We start from the raw sequence: 8,152 nt of genomic DNA, 5'->3' as shown, positions 1-8,152 counted from the left end.
TGTTGCTGGTGGCCGCTTGCACCGGCGGCGGGGAGGGCACGTCGGCCGTCCCCTCCGACGACGTGGTCGGCGACATCGTGATCGCCAGCGGCCTGGACGTCACCGGCAAGAGCGGCATCCGCCAGCAGCTCATCGACGCCTGGAACGACCGGGAGGCCAGGGCGGGCACCGGCTTCAAGGCCCGCCTGGTGGAACTCACCGGCAGCGCCGACGAGCAGCGCAGCCAGCTCCTCGGCGCCCTGCAGTCGGGCAGCGCGACCTACGACGTGGTCAACCTGGACGTGACCTGGGTGCCGGAGTTCGCCGAGTCCGGTCTCATACGACCGCTGCCCGACCGGCTGCTCGACGGCGACCTCATCGACTCCGTCGCCGACACCGCCCGCTGGGACGGCAAGGTGTACGCGGTGCCGTTCAACAGCGACGTCGGGCTGCTCTACTACCGGCGCGACCACTTGCAGGCCGCGGGCCTGGAGCAGTCCGAGCTGACGGGCGACCTCACCTGGGAGAGCCTGCTCGGCCTGATCGACTTCCTCGGCGACGACGAGCCCGGGGGCTACGAGAAGGGCTGGACCACCCAGCTCGGCCCCTACGAGGGCCGCACCGTCAACGCCGTCGAGGCGTTCGCGTCGGCGGTGCCGGACCTGGAGCTGACCGACGACCGGGGCGAGTACACGGGCGATGCCGAGACGCTGGAGAAGGGCATCAGGGAGCTGCGCGAGCGCACCCGGGCGCCGTACATCCTCCGGGACGCCTTCGACTCGAACGAGGCCGAGTCGATGGCGGACTTCGCCGCGGGCCGCACCACGTTCCTGCGGCACTGGCCGTACGCGTACGGCACCCTGAACCAGACCCTCGACGAGGACCAGCTCGGCGTGGTCCCGCTGCCCGGCAAGGCGGTGCTCGGCGGGCAGAACCTGGCGGTGACGCAGGCCTCGCCGCGGTCGAAGAAGGCCCGGGAGCTGATCGAGTTCCTCACCGGCGAGGAGAGCGAACGCTGTCTGCTGGACGCGGGGTTCGCGGCGACCCGGGAGTCGGCGTACACCGACGACACGGTCGACTGCACGGCGGCGGCCACGCCCACGCCCTCCGCGACGGGTGAGCGCCCCGACGACATGCCCCGCGCGGACGGCCGCCCGGCCTACGCCCGCGGCACGCTCCTCCCCGCGCTGCAGCAGGCCGTCCAACGTCCCCGCACCGCCCTGTACGGCGCCTTCAACCAGACCCTCATCGCCCAGCTGGGCCCCCTGTTCACCGATGACCCGCCACCGGAGGAGGAACTGGCGGACAACCTCCACCAGGCACTGAAGGACGCCCTGCCCGGCTGAACACCTGCGGGCCCGCGTAGCCGAAAGGCCGTCGGCGGGACGGATGGGGGGCGTCCCGCCGGCGGCTGTCAGGGGCGGTCCGTGCGTCAGAACGCGGGGACCGCGGCGGGCCGGGCCTTGTTGATGTTGCTCTGGAGGTTGCCGGTCAGCGGGAAGTTGGCCTTGCCCCACTTGGAGTTCCACAGGGCGTTGCGCGGTGCGTCGGCCATCTTGGTCACGTCGACCAGGCCCGGCTGGTCCCACGTGCCGTTGCCCCAGACCCGCGGAACCTCGCCCCACTTCGCGAAGCGGAAGGCGTGGGTGCTGGAGCCGTCCTTGTGGTAGACGATCTTGACGCGGTTGCCCTGCATGGGCACCTCGTTGATCGAGTGGGTGCTGTAGCCGCCGTGCCGGGAGGCGGCCAGGTAGCGGGGCCGCTCCTCGCCCTGCTTCTGGAAGACCACGACGGACTCCCAGTCGTGGCGGTGCCCGCCGATGTCGATGCCGTTCTGGGTCTGGTCCTTCTCGAAGTAGAGCGTGTAGACGTAGGCGCACCAGCCGTTCTTGCACCATGACTGCGTGTACGTGTTGGCCTTGCCGAGGTGGTTGGTGCGGCAGCCGCCGGTGATCGACCCGCTGTTCTGGAGCCCGCCGTTGAGCCTTCCGCTCGCGTCCACGGCCGCCGCGGGCAGGCAGCCGTTGGTGTCGTAGTCGAAGAGCGGCATGTACTTGTTCTGGAACGTGCCCGCGTTCCACGGCAGCGGGTTCAGGATGGCGGCGTTGGCGCTGCCCGCCAGCCCCGCGGTGAGCGCGGTGGCGGCGACGGCCACGAGGGCGGCCTTGCCGAGACGGGACGTTCTCTTGCTGAGGCTCTTGGACATTTCGGGTGCTCTCCAGTTGCTCGGTCTGCCGGGAACCGGCGTCGTGATGCGGTGCGGGACCGAGACTGGCCAGCGTCGGAGTTGTTCGGCAGCCCCTTTCATCAGGGGAATCAATTGCGGGGGTTGTTTGTCAGGACGTCGTGTTGTTGTAATCAACGCCGCGTACGAAAGCCGTACGAAAGCCATCGAGAACCGTACGAACGCCGTCGAGAACCGTACGAACGCGATCGAGCCGTACAGAAGGAGGGCGAGCCGTGGCACGACCCGAAAGACCCGTCGACCCCGAGGCCGGCCCCGTCCAGCGGCTCGCGCACGACCTGCGGGAGCTGCGCCGGGCGGCCGGCGGCCTGGCGTACCGGCGGATGGCCGAGACGGCGGGGTTCTCCGCGACGACCCTCTCCCAGGCCGCGGCCGGTGAACGGCTGCCGTCCCTCGCCGTCGTCCAGGGATACGTACGGGCGTGCGGCGGCGACCCCGGCGAATGGGAGACGCGCTGGAAGGAGGCGGAGGCGGGGGACGTACGGGACGAGGAGGCGGCACCCCCCTACCGGGGCCTGGCCCGCTTCGAGCCCGGCGACCGTGAACTGTTCTTCGGCCGGGACCGGGTCGCGGAGGACCTGAAGCAACTGGTGTGCGACCACCGTTTCGCGGTGCTCTTCGGCGCCTCCGGCAGCGGCAAGTCCTCCCTCCTGCGCGCCGGTCTCATCCCCCGCCTCCGCGAGGAGATGGCCCGCCACGAGGACCCGGCGGTCCTGCGCATCCTCACCCCGGGCGCCCGCCCGGTCACGCGGTACGGCCATCTGCTCACGCCCGCCTCCCACGAGCCGGAGAGCTGGGTGGTCGTGGACCAGTTCGAGGAGGTGTTCACGCTCTGCCGGGACAGAAAGGAGCGCGCCGCCTTCATCGAAGGGCTGCTCGCCGCCCGCGACCCGGACAGCAGGCTGCGCGTGCTGATCGCCGTACGGGCGGACTTCTACGCCCGCTGTGCCGAGCACCGCGACCTGGCGGAGGCGCTGCGCGGCGCCGGACTCCTCGTCGGCCCCATGACGGCGGACGAACTGCGGGAGGCGGTGGTCGGGCCCGCCCAGGCGGCCGGGCTGCTGGTCGAGCGGGAGCTGACCGCGCGGGTCGTCGACGAGGTGCTGGACCAGCCCGGCGGACTGCCGATGCTCTCGCACGCCCTGCTGGAGACCTGGAAGCGGCGCAAGGGGAGGCTGCTGACGCCGGCCGCGTACGAGGCGGCGGGCGGGGTGCGCGGGGCGATCGCGGCGAGCGCGGAGCAGGTGTACGGGCAGCTGTCACCGGCGCAGGCGAGTACCGCGCGGCGGCTGTTGCTGCGCATGGTCGAGCCGGGCCAGGGCACCCCCGACACCCGCCGCCCGGTCACCCGCGACGAACTCGCCGACTGGTCCGACCCCGAACTGCCGCCGGTGGTGGAGCGGCTGGCCCGCGCCCGGCTGCTGACCGCCGACGAGCAGGCCGTGCACCTCGCCCATGAGGCCCTGATCACCTGCTGGCCCCGGCTGCACGACTGGATCGAGGAGAACCGGGAGCGGCTGCGCCATCACCGCGGACTGACCGAGGCGGCCTGCGCCTGGCTGGAGCACGACCGCGACCCCGGCGCCCTGTACCGGGGCAGCCTGCTGACCCGCGCCGAGGAGCTCTTCCCGGACCACCGGGACGATCCGGCGCTGACCGCCGCGGAGCGTTCCTTCCTGCTCGCCGCGTTCGAGACGCGCGAGGCCGAGCGCCGCGCCGCCAGCCGGTCCACGCGCCGCGCCCGGACCCTGACGGCCGCGTTCTCGGCCGTCCTGGCGGTGGCCATGGTCGTCGGCCTGGTCGCCTACCAGCAGCACCGGGACAACCTGCGCCAGCGCACCCAGAACACCGCCCGCCGGATCGCCGCCGTCGCCGACGGCCTGCGCACCACGGACCCGCGGGCCGCGATGCTGCTGAGCGTCGCCGCGTGGGACATCTCCGCGCTGCCCGAGTCCCGCCGTGCCCTGCTCGGCTCGCTCTCCCAGGGCGAGACGGACGCCTTCACCGACCCCACCCCCGGCTACCACGCGCAGCGCTTCACGGCCGACTCGGGCCGCACCCTGCTCAGCGCCGAGGACGGGACCTGGCAGACCTGGGACGTGGCCACGCGCCGTCGCACCGGCACGGGCCGTATGCCGAAGGGCGAGGTGTGGGCGGCGGGACCGGACGGCCGGATCCTCGCGCTGTCCGTCGAGGGCGGCGTACGACTGTGGGACACCGCCACCCGACGCTGGGCCGGAGCCCCGGCGGCCCGCGGGGACTCCGACCTGGGGTTCGGCGCGAGCGGGCGCAGCTATCTGCTGGGCAAGGTGTACGGCAACGGGGTGCAGCTGCGTTCCGTGTCGGACGGCAGTCTGCTGTTCGAGACGCGGGAGGCCGACCGGGCGAACGTGATGCCGAGCGCCGACGACCGGCAGGTGGTCGTATGCCCCACGGGCGGCGCACCGCAGGTCTGGGACGTCGCCGCCCACCGCACGCTGCACGGCGCGTGGGAGCAGGACCGGGGCCGGTGCGGCGACATGTCGGCGGTGGTGTTCGGTCGGGGCGGCGGCAGCCGGTTCGCCGTCGTCTCCGAGGACGGCGCCCACGTCTGGGACATCCGCTCGGGACGTGAGGTCGCCGCGGTCGACGACCGGGGACTGCGGTACGCCTCCCTCAGCCACGACGGCGCCTTCCTGGCCACGGCCGGCCCCGACGAGATCCGCGTCTGGCGCCTGTCCGACCCCTCCGCGCCCGTCTTCCGTCACCCCCTCAACAACCAGCACGTCTACGACCGCCTCGCCTGGGACCGCGAGCGCCCCTTCCTCCGCTACATAGAAGGGGGCACCGTCCACACCCTCGACCTGACCGGCCCCACGACCAGCCGGTGGAGCGACCAGCCCGTGGACGACGCCGTCCTCAGCCCCGACGGCCGCACCCTCGCCACGGTCCGGCGTGTGGGCGCCGACTACAGCTTCGAACTCCGCGCCGCACAGGACGGCCGCCTCCTGCGCAGGCTCCCGTCCCCGCCCCGGCCGGTCTCACTGGACCCCGCCTCACCGGTGGTGCCCGAGTACACGCTGCCGCTGCTGACGTTCAGCCCCGACGGTACGACCGTCGCCTACGGCTACTCGGCGCCCGGCCGGCAGGCGGCACCCCAGCGCATCACCCTCTGGGACGTGCGGCGGGGCCGGGAGCAGGGCGGCGTGGACGTGTCGACGACCGAGTCCGCCACGGCGGTGACGGAACTCGCCCTCGGCCCCGGCGGCCGCACCCTCTACACCACCCGCACACCGCAGATCGGCGAGCTGAGCAACGAGGTGTGGGACACCGCGAGCGGCCGGCGCACGAGCGCCCTCACCGATGCCGACCTGGCCAGCATCCACCTGGCGGTCCGCCCCGACGGCGGTCTCGTCGTCGGCGACAACCGCGTGGCCCGCACGCCGTCCGCACCGGGTGCCGCCCAGGACCTCGTCCAGGGCGACCAGGTCAGCGCCCTCGCCTTCCGCCCTGACGGCCGCGCGCTTGCGGCGGGCGACCAGACCGGCCGCGTCGCCCTCTGGGACGGCGACGTCCGCCATCGCGCCCGCGTCCTGCGCAACGTCTTCCCCGCCCCCCTCGACGACACCCCCGAGGCCGTCAGCGCCCTCGCCCTCAGCCCCGACGGCCACACCCTCGCCGTCGGCGGCGACGCGGGCACCCTCCAGCTCTGGGACACCGAGACCCAGCAGCCGCTCGGCGGACCACTGCCGACTCCGGGCGAGGGCATCAGGACCCTCGCCTTCAGCGCCGACAGCGGCACCGTGTACGCCGGGAGCGCGCATGTTCCGCTCCAGCGGTACGCCGTGGACACGGGGCGGGCGGTGGCGAGGGTGTGCGAGCGGACGGGCGGCGGGCTGACGCGGGCGCAGTGGCGGGCGTATGTCCCTGATGTTCGGTTCCAGGAGGTTTGCGGTCGCGAGGAACGAGCGGCGAAGTAATTGATCGGCGTACGGAACGGCTGCCCGATCAACTCCCCGGCGGGTTTGGATCCACAGGTCCCCACCTCACGACCCCCGAGGAGCCTCCCCATGAACATGAACATGAACATGAACTTGAAGGTGAAGGTGAAGGTGCTCAAGCGAAGCCGGGTCCGCATGGCCCTGCTGGCGCCCGCCGCCGCCCTGGTCCTCATCCCGCTCTCCACGGGCACGGCCAACGCGTACACGCCCGGCTGGGGCAGCGACAAGCCGGACGTGATCGGCGACTGCAACGCGGGCAGGCCCGACCTCTGCCGCTACCACGAGGTCAGCACCTGGAACTCGCCGGGCAACTGGCACGCCGCGAGCAACGTCTTCGCGAACTGCCACGGCACCGACAACGCCACGTACGCGCGCGCCGCCGCCTACGAGACCAACACCTCGTACTCCTACGGCACGAAGACGACCCTGGAGGTCAGCGCCGGTTTCGCCGACCAGATCTCGATGGGCATGAAGGCCAGCGCCGAGTCCAACGAGACCTGGACCGTGGGCGACAAGCGCACCGTCACCGAGACCCTCACCAACACCGTCCGCCCCGGCTACAAGGGCCAGTACTGGTTCCAGCCCCTCGTCCACCACTCCCAGGGCTGGCTGGAGGTCCACTACGGCTCCCGGAACCACGGCCACTACCACTGGTACTACCCCGGCAAGGGCTCCACCGGCCTGCGGATCGACACCCCGGTGGCCTGGGGAGACGGCTCGCTCAAGGGCGAGATGAAGTGGGAGACGTGGAAGTGCTGACGCGGTAGGTCTGCGTCGCCGTCGCCTTCGTGGAGTTCGCCGTTCGCCGCCGGTGCGGAAACGTAACAGCACACTCGTTCGAGTGAACGTCTCCGGATTCGGTATCCGGGCTGCCGGTCTACTCTGGTTTGGTCGCGCTGAGCAGAGGAGGTCTGTCATGGCGACGGCGGAGCCGATCATCATGCCGGGGTACCAGGGCGAGGCCATTCACGGTCCGTACGACGACCCTGACGGCGACAGCGACGCGGACAGCGGCGTGCCCAGCCATGAGGGCGCGAGCGTGGAGCAGGTCTTCGAGCTCTTCAGTGCGGCGGCCCCCCGGGGTTGGCGCGTGGAGTTGATCGAAGGGGAGATCTGCGTGACGCCACCGGCCAATGGGGAGCACGAGGAGATCGTGTCGAAGCTCAACCGGCAGATCTTCCGGAAGGATCCCGACGACTTCCTGTTCACCTACACCGGCATTGGCCTCAAGGTTCCCGGGGCATCCGAGACCGGTAACGTTGTCCCCGACCTTGTCATCGCGCCCGAGGGGAGCTTCGATGACGAGCAGCAATGGCACGACACGTTGCCTGTACTGCTCGTCGCCGAAGTGACCTCCACCAGCACGGCTGACCGCGACCGTGAGAAGAAGATCCGCGGTTACGCCCGCGCCGGGATCCCCGTCTACCTGCTGATCGATCGCGAGGAAGCGGAAGTCGTCGTGTACTCCGAGCCTTCCGGCGACGACTACACCCAAGCCCCCAAGTGCAAGCTCGGCCTCACGGTTCCGCTGCCCGCCCCCTTCGGATTCGAGCTGGACACGGCGAAGTTCTGACCCTGGTTCACCGACGGCTGGTGGACCTGCTGTACCTGGCCTTTGTCCGCCGCCCGCGCCGGACCCGCGTTCGCGGCCAGCAGCAGGGTCGCTACGGCGATGACGGCGGCGGCGAGGCCTCGGGCGTAACGCTGGGTGGGGTTGGTGCGCTTGAGCACGGCGACCTCACAGCGGCGGTGTGTTGAGCGGTGAATTAAGCAGGTCCCCTACGCATGTTTAATCCGCCGTTTAACCTAGAGGCTGCCCTTGCCGAACGGCAAGAGGGGCCAGGGGAGTTGGGCCTGGGACACCGTACGGCACCCGGCACGACCACCCTCGGGCCCGCGCCCGCACAGCCTCCTCTGTGAGAAAGCCGGGCCTTCCCACAGAGGCTGC

Annotated in this window: 6 protein-coding genes; 5 read left to right on the top strand and 1 reads right to left on the bottom strand. The window is 71.5% G+C overall.

Annotated elements, in window-relative coordinates; genetic code table 11:
* Positions 1–2 precede the first annotated feature (2 nt).
* Complete coding sequence (locus GFH49_RS31455; protein WP_328288306.1) at positions 3–1,325, top strand: extracellular solute-binding protein; 1,323 nt, start codon at positions 3–5, stop codon at positions 1,323–1,325.
* A gap of 86 nt (positions 1,326–1,411) precedes the next feature.
* Here GFH49_RS31455 and GFH49_RS31450 read toward each other — a convergent pair whose 3' ends face one another.
* On the bottom strand, positions 1,412–2,185 hold the full coding sequence (locus GFH49_RS31450) for an NPP1 family protein (RefSeq protein WP_155059463.1): 774 nt from the start codon (positions 2,183–2,185) through the stop codon (positions 1,412–1,414).
* A 254-nt stretch (positions 2,186–2,439) separates the two neighbouring features.
* Here GFH49_RS31450 and GFH49_RS31445 point away from each other — a divergent pair, with 254 nt between their 5' ends.
* The 4 genes from GFH49_RS31445 (at position 2,440) to GFH49_RS31430 (ending at position 7,962) form a co-directional block, all read left to right on the top strand.
* Complete coding sequence (locus GFH49_RS31445; protein ID WP_155059462.1) at positions 2,440–6,183, top strand: nSTAND1 domain-containing NTPase; 3,744 nt, start codon at positions 2,440–2,442, stop codon at positions 6,181–6,183.
* A 90-nt stretch (positions 6,184–6,273) separates the two neighbouring features.
* The gene (locus GFH49_RS31440) at positions 6,274–6,963 is read left to right on the top strand and encodes a hypothetical protein (protein WP_155059461.1); all 690 of its coding nucleotides are present in this window, start codon (positions 6,274–6,276) and stop codon (positions 6,961–6,963) included.
* A gap of 157 nt (positions 6,964–7,120) precedes the next feature.
* Positions 7,121–7,777, top strand: coding sequence for a Uma2 family endonuclease (locus tag GFH49_RS31435; RefSeq protein WP_155059460.1), 657 nt, complete (start codon positions 7,121–7,123; stop codon positions 7,775–7,777).
* A gap of 20 nt (positions 7,778–7,797) precedes the next feature.
* Entirely contained in the window at positions 7,798–7,962 is a 165-nt protein-coding gene (locus tag GFH49_RS31430) for a hypothetical protein (protein WP_155059459.1), read from the top strand.
* Positions 7,963–8,152: the final 190 nt, after the last annotated feature.

Source organism: Streptomyces blattellae (assembly GCF_009709555.1).
Taxonomy (GTDB): Bacteria; Actinomycetota; Actinomycetes; order Streptomycetales; family Streptomycetaceae; genus Streptomyces; species Streptomyces blattellae.
This window is presented reverse-complemented; position numbering and strand designations above follow the sequence as displayed.